The following is a 13,617-nucleotide window of genomic DNA, read 5'->3' as shown; positions in this document are numbered from 1 at the left end:
ACACCCATGATCGAACGTAACTGGCAAGAGCTGATCCGTCCCGAGAAGCCGCAGATCGAGGCGAGCTCCGACCCGCAGCGCAAGTCGCGCCTGGTTGCTGAGCCCCTGGAACGCGGCTTCGGCGTGACGCTCGGCAATGCCCTGCGTCGCGTTCTCCTGTCGTCGCTGCAAGGCGCCGCCGTGACCGCGATCCAGATCGACGGCGTCGTCCACGAATTCTCCTCGCTGGAAGGCGTGCGGGAAGACGTCGTCGACATCGTGCTGAACATCAAGCAACTGGCGCTGCGCATGCACGCTGAAGGCCCCAAGCGCATGACCCTGCGCGCCACGGGCCCCGGTGCCGTCACGGCCGGCCAGATCGACGTCCCCGCGGACATCGAGGTGCTGAACCCCGACCACGTGATCTGCACGCTGGACGAGGGCGCTTCGGTGCGCATGGAACTGACCGTCCAGAACGGCAAGGGCTATGTCGCCTCCGAGCTGAACCGTCCGGAAGACGCGCCGATCGGCCTGATCGCCGTCGACGCCCTGTATTCGCCGGTCAAGCGCGTCGCCTATCGCGTCGAGCCCACCCGTCAGGGCCAGTCGCTGGACTATGACAAGCTGATCCTCGAGGTCGAAACCAACGGCGCTGTTTCGCCGGTGGACGCCGTGGCCTACGCCTCGCGCATCCTCCAGGACCAGCTCCAGATCTTCATCACCTTCGACGAGCCCAAGAAGGCCGTGGAAGCCATCGACGGCAAGCCGGACCTGCCCTTCAACCCGGCCCTGCTGAAGAAGGTGGACGAGCTGGAACTGTCGGTGCGTTCCGCCAACTGCCTGAAGAACGACAACATCGTCTACATCGGCGACCTGATCCAGAAGACCGAGGGCGAAATGCTTCGCACCCCGAACTTCGGCCGCAAGTCGCTGAACGAGATCAAGGAAGTTCTCGCGACGATGGGCCTCTCGCTCGGCATGGATGTGCCGAACTGGCCGCCCGAAAACATCGAAGACTTGGCCAAGAAGTTCGACGACCAGATCTAGTTTCAACCCTCCGCCCTTGATCCATCCGGATCGCGGAGCGGTTAGAATGTGAGAACCCCAGGTCCGGTGCTCCGGAAACCAGGGTGAGTAGGAGAGACCCCGATGCGCCACGGCGCCGCCTATCGCAAGCTCGGTCGTACGAGCGCACACCGGACCGCCATGTTCGCCAACATGGCTGCGTCGCTGATCAAGCATGAGCAGATCACGACCACGCTTCCCAAGGCGAAGGAACTGCGTCCCTTCGTCGAGAAGCTGGTCACGCTCGCCAAGAAAGGCGATCTGCACGCGCGTCGTCAGGCCATCAGCCACGTCCGTGACGTGCCGCAGGTGGGCAAGCTGTTCGAAACGATCGGCCCGCGCTACGCCGACCGTAACGGCGGCTACATCCGCATCATGAAGGCCGGCTACCGTCACGGCGACAACGCCGCGATGGCCGTGATCGAGTTCGTCGATCGCGACACCGCCGCCAAGGGCCTGGACTCGGGTCCGGTCTATGCGATCGAGGGCGACGAAGAAGCGTAAGCCGCTTCCCGTCAGGGGCTTGAGAAAAGGGCGGCCGGTGCAAACCGGCCGCCCTCTTTCGTTTCCGGAAAGGCGCGATCGGTATGAGCGACGAGATCAGGAAAGTGGCCGGGTGCGCCGTGCTGCTGTGCACGCCAGACGGGCCGCGTCTTTCCAGCGAGGCTGACGCTCTCGATCTGGTGGGCAGCCTCTGGGGACAGGAGGTCGACTGTCTGGCTCTGCCCACGGCCCGGCTGAGCGAAGACTTTCTCAAGTTGAGAACCGGGCTGGCCGGCGCGGTGATCCTGAAATTCGTCAACTACCGCGTTCGGTTGGCGATCGTCGGAGACGTATCGGCCGAGACGGCGGCAAGCGACGCCCTTCGAGACTTCGTGCGCGAGTCCAACGCCGGCGACCGGGTCTGGTTCGTGCCGGATCTGGCTGCGTTTGAGACCCGCCTCGCTGCGCGGGGCTGAACGGCCGGCCCCGCCGCCGCCCGGGACACCCTGCTGCGCCCGGACAGAAATGCCGCTCTGACGGCTATTCCTTCGACAGGTCCTGCTTCCGGAACCAGGCCAGGGCACCGATCAGCGGCAGGATCGTCCACAGCGCCAGCCCGGTCAGCGAACGCCACACTGTCTCATCCGTGAGAGGCGCGGCCAGGGCACCGGGTGCCACGGCGGCCTTCAGGGTGTCATAGGCCAGACCCGGCAGGAGCAGCTGCGGCAGCCACATCTGCGGCTCCCAACCCAGCAGCGGCATGGCGGTGCCGATGATCCCCTGAACAAAGCCGAGGGCCCAGGGCACGAACAGCGCGGCCAGCAGCGAGCGGGTCATCACCGCCGTCAGCAGGGCGATCATCGTGAACTGGACGATGCGCACATAGGACAACAGCCAGACGAGGGCGGCTTGCCCGGCTTCAGCGCCGTCCATCGAGAAGCTCATGCCGCGGTCATAGATCACCGCCTGGGCAATCCCGAAAACGAAGCTGGCGGCCAGGAACGTGAGGCTCACGGCGATCGCCAGCAGCTTGACCAGTCCGACCTTGGCGAGGATCAGCGAGATACGGTCGTTGCGCGCGCTGATCAGCCGCCATGACTCCCAGCGGTAGTCGCCGGCATAGATGGTCGCCGCGCCGATCAGCATGCAGATCAGGATCACACCGTTGGCGCTGCCCGCAGCCGCGAACGAGAAGGCCTCAGCCAGATTCACGGCCTCGGTCGAGGCGGGGAGGGTCAGTCCGGCCGCCTGGGCGGCCTCCTCGCCCTTGGACTTGCTGATCATGTGGAAGAAGACGCCGCCGACCGCGAACAGCAGGGGCGTCAGCACGACGCTGACGAACACCTGCATCCGGTTGAGCGAGAACCGGTAGACCTCGGCCCGGATTGCATCAGCCAGCATGGGGGGCCTCCGGGGCGCGGACAGAGCCGGTTTCGGTGAAGAAGACGCTTTCCAGATCGGCACCAACCCAGCGGGCCTCGTCGATCTCGATCCCTGCTTCCACGAGCGCGCGGATCAGGGAGGGGCCCTCGGCGCGGGGGACGTTGGCCAGCACGCCGGCACCGTCCCGCGAACCGCGGGCACCGAGGATGCTGAGGACCTGCTCGGCAGGCTTCACCGACAGGCGCAGTTGCTCGCCGGACGCCGTCAGCTCGCTGACCGCGCCTTCGCGCACCAGCCGCCCCTTGTGCATGATCGCCACGCGGTCGCAGATGCGTTGCACCTCCTGCAACTGATGGCTGGCCAGGACCACGGTCACGCCGTCGTTGTCGGCGAGCGACCGGATCAGGGCGCGCATCTCCTGGATGCCGGGCGGGTCCATGCCGCTGGTGGGTTCATCCAGAATTACCAGCTCCGGCTTGCTCATCAGCGCGGCGGCGACGCCCAGCCTTTGCAGCATGCCGACCGAGAAGCCCTTGACCTTGCGGTCGGCGGCTTCGGTCAGGCCGACGCGTTCCAGCCAGCCGGGAATGTCCACCTCGGCACCCACGCCGTGTTCCAGCGCCAGCCAGCGCAGCACCTGGCGCGCGGTCATGTAGGGCGGGAAGCGCGGCGTCTCGATCATCGAGCCCATGCGCCGCATGGACGCGACCTGGCCCACAGCCCCGCCCATCACCGCCGCCGATCCTTCCGTGGGCCGGATCAGGCCCAGCAGGATGCGGAACAGGGTCGACTTGCCGGCCCCGTTGGGCCCCAGCACGCCATACACCCCGCCTCGCGGTATGGAGAGATCCAGCCCGTCGAGGGCGCGGACGGTTCCGTAGGTCTTGGTGAGCCCACGCGTTTCGATCACGGCTGTCATGCACGCAGCTTGGCCTCGCCGAGCGGCGCGGCGCAAGCCGTCACGGCATTAAGCTTTCGCAACCTCGGCTTGCGCGATGGCCATGCCGAAGCAGATCAACTCCCCGTCGGGAGCGAGGACCAGCAGTTCGCGCTGGCCATAGGGCTTGTCCGCCGGACCGTGCACGTCGCCGGGGGGCAGGGTGTCGAGCTTCGGCTTCAGCTCGGCGTAAAGGGCGTCCACGTCGCGCACGTCGATATAGTAGGCGAAACGCCGATGGCCCGGCGTCGCCTCGCCGTCCTCCGCCTGTAACAGACGAAATCCGACCGTCTCGCGATGGATGTAGGCGTAGCCCGGCTGCCGGAAAGGCACGGTGAAGCCGAGGATGTCGGTGAAGAAGTCCAGCGCCTTCTGCAGGTCCGCGACGTGCAGGAACGGCGTCACCTGAAGGAAGTTGGTCATGGTGGCCTCCGTCGTCAGTGTGCCACGGGGCTGACGCCGACGCACGCGTCCGCTAGAAGGCCCTCCCGCCCGGAAAGCCCCATGTCCGCCCTGTCCCGCCTCCGTTCCCACCGCGCCGCGCTCGCCTTCATCTTCGTGACGGCGGTGCTCGATATCGTGGCCATGGGGATCATCATTCCGGTGCTGCCCGGCTTGATCGAGGATTTCGTCGGCTCCAACGCCCAGGCGGGCATCATCAATGGCGTCTTCGTGGCTCTGTGGGCCGGGATGCAGTTCATCTGCTCGCCGATCATCGGCTCGTTGTCGGACCAGTACGGCCGGCGGCCTGTGATCCTGATCAGCTGCGCCGGCCTGGCGCTCGACTATGTGCTCATGGCCGTGGCACCGGACCTTTGGTGGCTGGCGCTGGGGCGGATCATCGCCGGCATCACCTCGTCCAGCTTCACCACCGTCTATGCCTATATGGCCGACATCACCGCCCCGGAGAAACGCGCCCGCGCCTATGGCCTGATCGGCGCGGCCTTCTCCGCCGGCTTCGTGCTGGGGCCGATTTTCGGCGGTTTCCTCGGCGAATTCGGGCCGCGGGTTCCGTTCTGGTTCGCCGCCGCCCTGTCGGCCGTGGCCTTCTTCTATGGCCTGCTGGTCCTGCCCGAGAGCCTGCCCGTCGAGAAGCGGATGGCGTTCGGCTGGAAGCGGGCCAATCCCGTCGGCGCGTTGATCCTGTTGAAGCGGCACACCGAGCTCAGCGGCCTCGCGGTCGTGAATTTCCTGCTCTATTTCGCCCACCACCTCTTCTCGGCGGTCTTCGTCCTGTACGCCGCCTACCGCTACAGCTGGGGCCCGCGCGAGGTCGGCCTGCTGCTGGCCCTTGTCGGCGTGCTGGACATGCTGGTGCAGGGGGTTCTGGTCGGGCCGGTTGTCAAACGGCTGGGCGACCGGATGACCATGGTCCTGGGCCTGGTCGGCGGCACGGTCGGCATCGCGGCCATGGGCTGGGCCCCGGATGGTCTGATGTTCATCCTCGCCATGCTGCCCAACGCCCTGTGGGGCCTGGCCATGCCGACCCTGCAATCCCTCATGACGCGCCGGGTCGGCGAGGACGAACAGGGCCAGCTCCAGGGCGCCAATATGAGCGTCGCCTCCATCGCCGGGGTCATGTCGCCGCTGTTCTTCGGCTGGGTCTATTCCTTCTCGGTGGGCGACGGCGCGATCGGCACGCGGCTGTGGATCGCGGAGACGCTGGCCTTCGCATCCGACGGGGTCCAGCGCGCCGCCGTGCGGCTCCTGACCGATCCGGGCCTGGCCTTCTATCTGGCCGCCGTCGCCCTGTTGCTGGCGGCGCTGATCGGCTGGTGGGTGGGCCGTCAGGCCGAGCGTCAGGAATCGGCAGCCGCCGGGCCGGCTCCGATGCCTTGATACGGTCCAGAATCCGGAGCGGAATAGCGGTGCTTTCGTTCTCCTGACCTGCCGGATGACCATGAAAACACCTGCCGTCGCCCTCGCCGCCGTCCTGATCCTTGCCGGCCTCGGCCACCCGACCGACAGCGTCGCCCAGGACGGGGTCTTCGCAGACGACCGCGTCGTCCCCGGCGATGCCCTGGCGATGAAGTCCAGCTTCGCGCCCGTGGTGCGGACCGCCGCGCCCGCCGTGGTCAATGTCTCCGCGCGCGGCGTCCAGCAGGTCCAGGACCCGTTCTGGTCGATGTTCGGCCAGGGCCCCCGCGCCCAGCAGGTGGGTTCGGTCGGATCGGGCGTCATCGTCCGGGCCGACGGGGTGGTGGTGACCAACTATCACGTCATCAACGGCATGCAGCAGATCAAGGTCGTGCTGAACGACCGGCGCGAGTTCGACGCCCGCATCATCCTCGCCGACGAGCGCTCCGACATCGCCGTGCTTCAGCTTGAAGGCGTCAATGAGCGGTTGCCGACGCTGAACATCGATGACCGCGAGGAACAGGAGGTCGGTGATCTGGTCCTGGCCATCGGCAATCCGTTCGGGGTCGGCCAGACGGTGACCAACGGCATCATCTCGGCCCTGAACCGGACCGAGACCGGCATTTCCGACAGCGGCTCCTTCATCCAGACCGATGCGGCCATCAATCCGGGCAATTCCGGTGGCGCCCTGGTCGACATGGACGGCGACCTGATCGGCATCAACACGGCCATCTTCTCCCGTTCGGGCTCGTCCTCGGGCGTCGGCTTCGCCGTGCCTGCCGCGGCGGTGCGTCGGGTGGTGGACTCCGCCGTCGGCGGTGCCACGGCCGTGATCCGCCCCTGGCTGGGCGTGAAGGGCGAAACCGTCAGCGCCGACATGGCCCGCAGTCTCGGCCTTGAGCGGCCGCAGGGTCTGGTGGTCACCGAGGTCTGGCCGAACGGCCCCGGCGACCGCGCCAGCCTGCAACTGGGCGACGTCATCACTGCTATCGACGGCGCCGAGGTCAACGACCAGGGCGGTCTGAATTTCCGCGTCGGCACCCGTGAGCCCAATGAGACGGTCCGCGTGTCCGTGCTGCGCGACGGCCGACCGCTGGTCGTCGATGCGCGCGTCCAGCGCCTCCCCGGCGATGCAGATGTAGACGGGGCGATGGTGATCCAGTCGGGCGGCCTGACCGGCGCGCAGGTTCTGGCGCTCAATCCGGCCCTCGCCGACAGCCTGGGCGGGGATCCCTTCGCCAGCGGGGTCGTGGTCGGTCGGGTCGCGTCCAACAGCTATGCCCGGCGCGGCGTCGGCCTGCAGACCGGCGATGTGATCATGGCGGTCAACGACCGCCCGGTGACCTCGCCGCAGCAACTGGCCAACCTGCCGCGCGGCTCCCAGCTGCTGGTCGAGCGCCGCGGACAGCGCGGCGTCCTGGTGGTGCGCTGACGGGGAGCTAGGCCTTGATCGGGCTCGCGATCGACCAGCAGTGGCCGAACGGGTCCATCAGCCGGCCGTAGCGGTCGCCCCAGAATTGATCGGCCAGGGGCATGACCGGGATACCGCCCGCCAGCAGGGCGCGCCCCCACCAGTCGTCGGCGTCATCGACCTGCAGATGCAGGGCGATGCCCTTGGGGACGACGTCGGCCTCCTGGCCATATTCGGGGAATTCATCCGACAGCATGATCAGGCCGCCATTGATCAGCAGCCGGCTGTGCATCAGCCGCTCGCCGTCTTCGGCCAGATTGCGAAACAGCTCTTCGGCGCCGAAGGCCGCGCGATAGAACTCCACGGCCGCCTGGCCGCCTCGCGACGGTATGGTCAGATAGGGGATGACGCCGCCCGGCGGGATGAGGTTGGGTTCGGCCATGTCGGTCTCCTGTGCCGTCCCCACACTAACGCGTGAAAAGCGCGCCCGGAACGCCTATCTGTGAGCGTCCATGACTGACCTGTTTGAAGCCTCCGGCATCCATCCCCCTGACGCCCCGCTGGCCGATCGCCTGCGGCCCCGCACGCTTGAGGAGGTGGTGGGTCAGGATCATCTGCTGGGGGAGGGCGGACCGATCCGCCGGATGGTCGAGGCCGGCCGTCTGGGGTCGATGATCCTGTGGGGGCCGCCGGGCACCGGCAAGACCACCATCGCCCGCCTGCTGGCCCAGGCCGCGGGCTATCAGTTCCAGCAGATCAGCGCCGTCTTCTCCGGTGTCGCCGATCTGAAGAAGGCCTTCGAGGCCGCTCGCATGCGCCGCGCCGCCGGCCAGTCGACCCTGCTGTTCGTCGACGAGATCCACCGCTTCAACCGCGCCCAGCAGGACGGTTTCCTGCCCTTCGTGGAGGAGGGGATCGTCACCCTCGTCGGGGCCACGACCGAGAACCCGTCGTTCGAGTTGAACGGGGCGTTGCTGTCGCGGTCGCAGGTCTATGTGCTCAAGCGACTGGACGATGCGGCGCTTGATCAACTGTTGATTCGAGCCGAGGCGCAGGAGGGTAAGGCCCTGCCGCTGACGCCGGAGTCGCGCCACGCCCTGCTGGCCCTGGCGGACGGGGACGGCCGCTATCTGCTGACCATGTCAGAGGTGCTATTCGACCTGACCTCGGTCGAGCCGCTCGATGTGCAGGCGCTCGCCGGCATCCTGCAGAAGCGCGCGCCTGCTTACGACAAGAGTAGAGAAGAACACTATAACCTCATATCGGCGCTTCATAAATCTGTTCGCGGCTCAGACCCTGACGCGGCCCTCTACTGGCTGGCGCGGATGCTGAACGGCGGCGAGGATCCGCTCTATCTGGCACGCCGGATCGTGCGCATGGCGGTCGAGGACATCGGCGAGGCGGACCCTCTGTCCCTGCTGGTCGCCAACGCCGCCAAGGACACCTACGACTTCCTCGGCTCTCCCGAAGGCGAACTGGCCCTCGCCCAGGCCGTCGTCCATCTCGCCACCGCGCCCAAGTCGGTCGGCGTCTATGAGGCCTTCAAGGCGGCCAAACGGGCGGCCGCCGAAACCGGTTCGCTGATGCCTCCGGCCCACATCCGCAACGCCCCGACCAGGCTGATGAAGTCGCTCGGCTACGGTCAGGGCTATCAGTACGACCCCGATACGCCGGAAGGTTTCTCCGGTGCCAACTTCTTCCCCGACGGGATGGAGCGCCGCGTGTTCTACGCCCCGAAAGGCGAGGGGCATGAGGCCAAGGTCAAGGAACGGCTGGAACGCTGGGCGGCGATGCGGGCCGCGCGGCAGGGCGAGGCATGAACCTCAACCAGGTCACCGTCGAGGTCTCCGACATTCCCCGCGCCCGCGCCTTCTACCAGCGGCTCGGGCTGGAACTGATCGTGTCCAGCGACCACTACGCCCGCTTCCTCTGCCCGGGCGGTGCGACCTTCTCGATCCACCTCGCCGAGGTCCCCGCACCCGGCGGGACCATGGTCTATTTCGAGTGCGATGACCTCGATGATCGGGTCGCCGCCCTCAAGGCCGCCGGCGTCGATTTCGACAGTGACACGGTGGACCAGAGCTGGCTCTGGCGCGAGGCCCGGCTTCGTGACCCTGACGGCAATCGCCTGTGCCTGTATTTTGCCGGCGAAAACCGCGTGAATCCACCGTGGCGGGTCGCGCCTGCCTGACGTTGCCGTAACAGTGGTTTTGGGACTACCGTCCCCCTCATCGATCAACCTTGGGAGGGGACCATGACCGATATGACTGTGAAAACGCCCTGGCACCTGTGGGCGGTAGGCGTCATCGCCGTGCTGTGGAATGCCTACGGCGGCTACGACTACACGATGAGCATGACCCAGGGGGCCGCCTATATGGCGACCGCGGGCATGACGCCGGACCAGATCGCCTACTATGAGGCCATGCCGGTCTGGATGACCGCCATCTGGGCTGTGGGCGTCTGGGGCGGGGTGCTGGGCTCGCTCCTGCTATTGCTGCGCAACAAGCTGGCCTTTCCGGTCTTCGCCGCCTCATTCGGGGCCTTCCTGCTCAGCCTGCTCTACACCTATGGCCTCAGCGACGGTGGCAAGGTGATGGGCTTCATGATGCAGGACGGGGTCAAGGTGGCCTCGTCGATGATCGTGATCATGAACGTCGTCATCGCCGCCGGCTGCGCCTTCTTCACCTGGTACGCCTGGACGATGTCGAAGCGCGGCGTCCTGCGTTGAGCCCGAAGCGGCGCGTCTGGCATCTCTGGCTGGTCGGCGGTCTCGCGCTCCTGGTCTGGACGCAGGGGGCCTGGGACTGGCTGATGATGACCAGACGCGACGCGGGCTATCTGGCCACGGTCCCGGCGGACTGGCAGGCGTTGGTGTTTGGCCAGCCGCTCTGGGTCAGCATCGCCTGGGCGGTCGCGGTATGGGGCCTCTTCTTCGGCGCGGTCAGCCTGTGGCTGGGTCGCGTCTGGGCTGCATGGCTGCTGACGGTCGCTGCCGCCGCCATCATGCTGGATCAGGCCTATGTCTATGTCCTGCACCCTGATGCGGCCGCCTGGCGGGCCCAGGGGATCGGGATGCCGATCATCCTCTGTCTGGTCTTCGCAGGCTTCGCTGCCTACGCATGGGTCATGGCGAAGCGGGAGCTGCTGCGCTAAGCGGGCGCGGTGACCGACCGTACCCCCGTCTCCCTGAGCGAAGCTGACATCGCCGCCGTCCGCTCGTGGGTGATCCACGAGGACGAGGCCGTCATCGCCTTCAACAAGCCCGCCGGCCTGTCCAGCCAGGGCGGTCGCATCCAGGCCCATACGCTGGACGACCTGCTGTGGGCCTTTGCCCGCTCGAACGGAAAGCGGCCTGACCTGGTGCACCGGCTCGACCGCGACACCTCGGGCGTCATCCTCGCCGCCAAAACCAAGCCCGCCGCCGGCTTCTTCGGCAAGGCCATGCAGGCGCGGCGGTTCAGGAAGACCTATCTGGCCCTGCTGTCCGCCGCGCCCGAGCCGCGCGCCGGGACCATCGAAACACCGCTGCTGCGGCAGGAGATCGGCCGCGAGAGCTATATGCGCGCGGTCACGGCCGACACGCCGGGTGCCCAGGCCGCGCTGAGCCGCTACCGCACCCTGTCGGCCTCGGATGACGGGGCGCTGGTCGAACTGGACCCCGCCACCGGCCGGATGCACCAGCTGCGCGTCCACATGGCCTCGATCGGTCGCCCGCTGGCTGGCGACGCCCGTTATGGCGGGGCGCTGACGTTCGCGGGTCGGGGCGCGCCGCGGCTGATGCTGCATGCGGCGAAGCTGGTGTTTCCCCATCCCGAAGGCGGCTACCGCACGGTCGAGGCCCCGCCACCGGAGGATTTCGAGGCGCTGAAGGCGGCGGCGGGTCTGTAGGCACCCCTCCACCATGCTTCGCATGGTCCCCCTCCCCATTGCATGGGGAGGAGACGGGCGGCGCCTCTTGTCTCCTCCCTGTCCGCGAAGCGGATGGGGAGGGGGACCATGCGAAGCATGGTGGAGGGGTGGAACCCGCGCCCCTGTCCCGACGCTTCTCCCATGGACGCCCGGAGACCCGCCATGAGCCGCCTGACCCTTCCCCTGATCGCCGCTGCCGGTCTTGCGCTGTCAGCCTGCGCCAGCCTCGCCCCCTATGGTGCGCAGATGGGGCCGGGCGGGCAGGGCTATGCCGAGCAGCGGATTGAATCCAACCGCTTCCGCGTCACCTACAACGGTGTCGGTGCGCCCGGGCCGGTGATGGACATGGCCCTGCTGCGCGCGGCCGAGCTGACCACCGCCGAGGGCTATGACTGGTTTGAAGTGACCCAGCGCTGGACCGACGGCCGCGCTGGACAGCGCCGGCGGTATGCGACCCAGCCTCGGGGTCAGCTACGGCGCCGGTCGCGGATCGGGACGCTACGGCAGCTACTCAACCTCGGGCGTCGGCGTCGGGGTGGGCCTGAATTTCAGCGGCCCGTCGCCGACCTCGACCACGCTCGAGGTGGTGATGGGGAACGGGTCGAAACCGGACCGCCCGAACGCCTACGACGCCCGGAGCGTTCAGGACGGGCTGCGGCCGTAGGGGTGATTGGTGGTTGGTGATTGGTGATTTCGGCGCTTCTGTCGGCGGAGGGGCGGCGCCGCCTGCGCCACCGCACAGGCGGCGGCCAGCCACCCATCACCAACCACCAATCACTTCTTCTCAGCGGCCGCCGCGCGTCAGGGCCCGGTATTCGACCAGCCGCTCCTTGTCGCGTCGGACCTGGTCGGCGACGGCGTTGTCGACGTCCAGCGAGGCGTAGCGGACCCAGCCGTCGACGCCCAGCTTGTCCTGGATCGCCGCCGTCGGCGTGCGCCAGCGGAAATAGGACAACCAGCTGACCAGCAGGCCGAGCACGGCCGCCAGCCCCTGCAGGGCGCGGAAGCCGACTTCGCCGGTGGCCGGCGCGGGCTCGAGCGCCAGCACCGTGAGCCCGACGATCAGCACCAGCGGCGTCATGATCCGCTGGGCCCAGCGCATCCAGTAGCGCTCGCGGCGCACGCGCCACAGCTCCATCTGGACGTGCTTTTCGAGGTATTCCATCCGCGCGCCCAGCCACATGGTCAGCCGCGTCAGATACAGGGCGCGCTGGCCCCAGGCCTTGCCGTCGTTGGCGAACTGGGTTTCGGCCTGGTCGGCCATGGCGCGGGCGCTGGTGAACAGGTTCTGCAGCTCGCGGGTCCGCTGCACGATCTCCCGTGACAGCTCATAGGAGTCGTTCTCGAGCTGGAACCGGTACTGGATGAACAGCACCGCCTGCAGACCCCAGTAGAGGCCGAAGGCGGCGATCATGGCACCGGCGGCCAGACCCAGACCCATCGCCGCGGACCCGGTCCAGCTTGTGAACCAGCCCGGGCCGAGAATGGCGAGGGCGGCGAAGGCGACCAGCGCGCCGGCCTGGCTCAGCCGCTTGACCGTGACATGGGTCACCAGCGCCTTGAACACCCGCCGGCCGTAGCCGTGGATGCGGCTGCGGATGTCGGTGTCGACCGGGAACCGCTCCTCGATCTGACGGCTGAACAGCACGTGGAAGCGGTCCGGTTTTCCGTCGGTCTCCCAGAAGGGGAAGATGTCGAGCGGCTGGTTGAAATATTCGTCGATATGCGAGCCGACGATCGCCTCGGCCTCGGGCGTGGCGGAGAAATATTCGCTCTCGGAGATGGGGCGCAGGATGCCGTCACCGCCGCGCAGGGCTTCGCGGCCGTGGCTCGGCGTCGCCGGCGGAACGGCCCGGTTCGGGCTGTCCTGGGCTCCGCGCGGCGGCGGATTCGGCGCAGCCTGCAGCCGGGCGTCCGCGCCATGGCCACCGTGGCCGCCGTCATGCGGCGCCCCGTGGCTGTCATGCCCGTGGGCATCGTGTCCGTGGCTGTGATCGTCGTGCGACATGGCGCTTCGGCGGTCCCTTGAGTCGTCAGCCCGTCAGTATGGCAGATCGCGCCGCCGGGCGGACGGCGTTCTCCCTTGGCGCGAAGCCGCGCCATGTCGCTAGATATCGGCGTTAACCCTGCCTCGCGGCAAGTGAAGTTTCGGTCAGAACGGATATCGCGCCATGGCGGCCGCGCACGCCAGCAGCGGAAGCAGCAGCAAGGCCTCAAGTCCGACCCACTGGCGCGCCCGCTTCAGCTCGACGGCAGGCGGCGTGAACGGGGCCGCGCCTGCCGCGGCCTTGCGCCAGCGAAGGATCAGCAGGGTCGGCCCGATGGACAGCAGGCCGATGGCCAGGAACAGGCCCACCTTGCTCCAGAAGAACGGGTTTTCGGCGTAGTAGGCCCAGCCCTTGCCCCCCCAGATCACCCGGCAGACGCCGATGGCGATGACGAGACCCGCGACCAGGCCGTAGACTCCGTCAATCTTCGCCAGCCGGACCGGATCCACCACGCCGTCCTTCAGGGCCAATCCTTCCATCGCCAGCAGGGCGACAAGCCCGAAGGCCGCGATGTGATGGGCAATGGCCAGTCCAAGATCGAGCAC

General features: G+C 67.7%; 17 protein-coding genes. 11 read left to right on the top strand and 6 right to left on the bottom strand.

Features of this window, described 5'->3' with window-relative positions; genetic code table 11:
- The first annotated feature begins 6 nt into the window (after positions 1-6).
- The 3 genes from KB221_10910 (at position 7) to KB221_10900 (ending at position 2,003) form a co-directional block, all read left to right on the top strand.
- Positions 7-1,026, top strand: a complete 1,020-nt coding sequence (locus tag KB221_10910; protein WIY68598.1) for a DNA-directed RNA polymerase subunit alpha — start codon at positions 7-9, stop codon at positions 1,024-1,026.
- A 102-nt stretch (positions 1,027-1,128) separates the two neighbouring features.
- On the top strand, positions 1,129-1,548 hold the full coding sequence (rplQ, locus tag KB221_10905; GenBank protein ID WIY68597.1) for a 50S ribosomal protein L17: 420 nt from the start codon (positions 1,129-1,131) through the stop codon (positions 1,546-1,548).
- Between the two features lie 83 nt (positions 1,549-1,631).
- Entirely contained in the window at positions 1,632-2,003 is a 372-nt protein-coding gene (locus tag KB221_10900) for a DUF4180 domain-containing protein (protein WIY68596.1), read from the top strand.
- 64 nt (positions 2,004-2,067) lie between these two features.
- Here the strand turns inward: KB221_10900 and KB221_10895 are convergent, their stop codons facing one another.
- The 3 genes from KB221_10895 to KB221_10885 are packed head-to-tail and all read right to left on the bottom strand — an operon-like array spanning position 2,068 to position 4,270.
- On the bottom strand, positions 2,068-2,928 hold the full coding sequence (locus KB221_10895) for a hypothetical protein (protein ID WIY68595.1): 861 nt from the start codon (positions 2,926-2,928) through the stop codon (positions 2,068-2,070).
- The gene (locus KB221_10890; GenBank protein WIY68594.1) at positions 2,918-3,829 is read right to left on the bottom strand and encodes an ABC transporter ATP-binding protein; all 912 of its coding nucleotides are present in this window, start codon (positions 3,827-3,829) and stop codon (positions 2,918-2,920) included. The genes KB221_10895 and KB221_10890 overlap by 11 nt, the downstream gene beginning before the upstream one ends.
- A 48-nt stretch (positions 3,830-3,877) precedes the next feature.
- Positions 3,878-4,270 carry a VOC family protein gene (locus tag KB221_10885; protein ID WIY68593.1) on the bottom strand — a complete coding sequence of 131 codons (393 nt, stop codon included), beginning with the start codon at positions 4,268-4,270 and terminating at the stop codon, positions 3,878-3,880.
- 81 nt (positions 4,271-4,351) lie between these two features.
- On the opposite strand from KB221_10885, the gene KB221_10880 reads away from it, so the two are divergent.
- Together KB221_10880 and KB221_10875 are read left to right on the top strand one after the other, a co-directional pair.
- Positions 4,352-5,686: a TCR/Tet family MFS transporter gene (locus KB221_10880; protein ID WIY68592.1), complete on the top strand. Its 1,335-nt coding sequence runs from the start codon at positions 4,352-4,354 to the stop codon at positions 5,684-5,686.
- Between the two features lie 61 nt (positions 5,687-5,747).
- The gene (locus KB221_10875) at positions 5,748-7,136 is read left to right on the top strand and encodes a trypsin-like peptidase domain-containing protein (protein WIY68591.1); all 1,389 of its coding nucleotides are present in this window, start codon (positions 5,748-5,750) and stop codon (positions 7,134-7,136) included.
- 7 nt (positions 7,137-7,143) lie between these two features.
- Here KB221_10875 and KB221_10870 read toward each other — a convergent pair whose 3' ends face one another.
- A complete protein-coding gene (locus tag KB221_10870; GenBank protein ID WIY68590.1) occupies positions 7,144-7,557 on the bottom strand; it encodes a VOC family protein in 414 nt (137 codons plus the stop codon).
- Positions 7,558-7,627: 70 nt separating this feature from the next.
- On the opposite strand from KB221_10870, the gene KB221_10865 reads away from it, so the two are divergent.
- The 6 genes from KB221_10865 to KB221_10840 all read left to right on the top strand — a co-directional run bounded on the left by KB221_10865 (position 7,628) and on the right by KB221_10840 (position 11,708).
- The gene (locus KB221_10865) at positions 7,628-8,935 is read left to right on the top strand and encodes a replication-associated recombination protein A (protein WIY68589.1); all 1,308 of its coding nucleotides are present in this window, start codon (positions 7,628-7,630) and stop codon (positions 8,933-8,935) included.
- On the top strand, positions 8,932-9,306 hold the full coding sequence (locus KB221_10860; GenBank protein ID WIY68588.1) for a VOC family protein: 375 nt from the start codon (positions 8,932-8,934) through the stop codon (positions 9,304-9,306). Before KB221_10865 ends, KB221_10860 begins: the two co-directional genes overlap by 4 nt.
- A gap of 63 nt (positions 9,307-9,369) precedes the next feature.
- Entirely contained in the window at positions 9,370-9,843 is a 474-nt protein-coding gene (locus KB221_10855; GenBank protein WIY68587.1) for a hypothetical protein, read from the top strand.
- Positions 9,840-10,268: a hypothetical protein gene (locus KB221_10850; GenBank protein WIY68586.1), complete on the top strand. Its 429-nt coding sequence runs from the start codon at positions 9,840-9,842 to the stop codon at positions 10,266-10,268. Before KB221_10855 ends, KB221_10850 begins: the two co-directional genes overlap by 4 nt.
- Before the next feature lie 9 nt (positions 10,269-10,277).
- A complete protein-coding gene (locus KB221_10845) occupies positions 10,278-11,003 on the top strand; it encodes an RluA family pseudouridine synthase (protein ID WIY68585.1) in 726 nt (241 codons plus the stop codon).
- A 183-nt stretch (positions 11,004-11,186) separates the two neighbouring features.
- On the top strand, positions 11,187-11,708 hold the full coding sequence (locus KB221_10840; protein WIY68584.1) for a hypothetical protein: 522 nt from the start codon (positions 11,187-11,189) through the stop codon (positions 11,706-11,708).
- 100 nt (positions 11,709-11,808) lie between these two features.
- Here the strand turns inward: KB221_10840 and KB221_10835 are convergent, their stop codons facing one another.
- Positions 11,809-13,032 carry a hypothetical protein gene (locus KB221_10835; GenBank protein ID WIY68583.1) on the bottom strand — a complete coding sequence of 408 codons (1,224 nt, stop codon included), beginning with the start codon at positions 13,030-13,032 and terminating at the stop codon, positions 11,809-11,811.
- A 144-nt stretch (positions 13,033-13,176) separates the two neighbouring features.
- A complete protein-coding gene (locus tag KB221_10830; GenBank protein ID WIY68582.1) occupies positions 13,177-13,617 on the bottom strand; it encodes a DUF2214 family protein in 441 nt (146 codons plus the stop codon).

This window comes from Aquidulcibacter paucihalophilus (assembly GCA_030285985.1).
Lineage (GTDB): Bacteria > Pseudomonadota > Alphaproteobacteria > Caulobacterales > Caulobacteraceae > Brevundimonas.
This window is presented reverse-complemented; position numbering and strand designations above follow the sequence as displayed.

Excerpts from the sequence above, each read along its gene's own strand:
- KB221_10870 (WIY68590.1), bottom strand. The coding sequence starts at position 7,557 with ATGGCCGAACCCAACCTCATCCCGCCGGGCGGCGTCATCCCCTATCTG.
- KB221_10860 (WIY68588.1), top strand. The coding sequence starts at position 8,932 with ATGAACCTCAACCAGGTCACCGTCGAGGTCTCCGACATTCCCCGCGCC.
- KB221_10840 (WIY68584.1), top strand. The coding sequence starts at position 11,187 with ATGAGCCGCCTGACCCTTCCCCTGATCGCCGCTGCCGGTCTTGCGCTG.
- KB221_10890 (WIY68594.1), bottom strand. The coding sequence starts at position 3,829 with ATGACAGCCGTGATCGAAACGCGTGGGCTCACCAAGACCTACGGAACC.
- KB221_10855 (WIY68587.1), top strand. The coding sequence starts at position 9,370 with ATGACCGATATGACTGTGAAAACGCCCTGGCACCTGTGGGCGGTAGGC.
- KB221_10900 (WIY68596.1), top strand. The coding sequence starts at position 1,632 with ATGAGCGACGAGATCAGGAAAGTGGCCGGGTGCGCCGTGCTGCTGTGC.
- KB221_10885 (WIY68593.1), bottom strand. The coding sequence starts at position 4,270 with ATGACCAACTTCCTTCAGGTGACGCCGTTCCTGCACGTCGCGGACCTG.
- KB221_10875 (WIY68591.1), top strand. The coding sequence starts at position 5,748 with ATGAAAACACCTGCCGTCGCCCTCGCCGCCGTCCTGATCCTTGCCGGC.
- KB221_10880 (WIY68592.1), top strand. The coding sequence starts at position 4,352 with ATGTCCGCCCTGTCCCGCCTCCGTTCCCACCGCGCCGCGCTCGCCTTC.
- KB221_10865 (WIY68589.1), top strand. The coding sequence starts at position 7,628 with ATGACTGACCTGTTTGAAGCCTCCGGCATCCATCCCCCTGACGCCCCG.
- KB221_10835 (WIY68583.1), bottom strand. The coding sequence starts at position 13,032 with ATGTCGCACGACGATCACAGCCACGGACACGATGCCCACGGGCATGAC.
- rplQ (WIY68597.1), top strand. The coding sequence starts at position 1,129 with ATGCGCCACGGCGCCGCCTATCGCAAGCTCGGTCGTACGAGCGCACAC.
- KB221_10910 (WIY68598.1), top strand. The coding sequence starts at position 7 with ATGATCGAACGTAACTGGCAAGAGCTGATCCGTCCCGAGAAGCCGCAG.
- KB221_10895 (WIY68595.1), bottom strand. The coding sequence starts at position 2,928 with ATGCTGGCTGATGCAATCCGGGCCGAGGTCTACCGGTTCTCGCTCAAC.